Annotated in this window: 1 protein-coding gene; it reads right to left on the reverse strand. The window is 72.3% G+C overall.

The genetic code is table 11. From position 1 onward, the window contains the following. The coding region (locus AC3ERT_RS36635) for an acyl carrier protein (RefSeq protein WP_435179517.1) at positions 1 to 555 on the reverse strand (555 nt) is incomplete at its 3' end. Positions 556 to 577: the final 22 nt, after the last annotated feature.

A 577-nucleotide genomic window follows, 5' to 3' on the forward strand; every position in this document is an offset into this window, starting at 1 on the left:
GACCGCGGATACAGTGGCCACGCCGTCGGTCCCACATGCCTCTGCGACCAGATACCGAGCAAGTTCCAGCGGGACGGGGTAGTCGAAGATCAGGGTTGCGGGAAGGCTCAGGCCGGTCTCGGCCGCGAGCCGGTTGCGGAGCTCCAGCGCGGTCAGCGAGTCGATGCCCATGTCCTTGAAGGCCCGCTGTGGATCGATGTCTCCGGGCCGGGCGTGGCCCAGGACAACGGCCGCGGCGGCCCGAACGACCTGTAGGACTTCTTGCTCGCGATCGGCCGGACCGAGCGCGGCCAACCGGGCCGCCAGGCCACCCGCATCCGCGGCAACGGCCGCGGTCGGGCGGGCCAGAGCGCCCCCAGCCAGACCCCGCAGCAGTGCGGGCACCGGCCGGCCTCCACGAGACAGCCCTGTCAGGTCGAGGCGGGTCGGGACCGCCAACGGCGCGCCCCACGCGACCGCGGCCTCGAACAACGCCAGACCCTGCTCCGTCGTCAACGGCTGAACACCGCCGCGGCGCAGACGAGACCGACCCGCGCCCTCCAGCTGCTCGGTCATCTCCGAGGTCTGGTCCCACAGG

The organism is Actinacidiphila sp. bgisy145, from assembly GCF_057708125.1.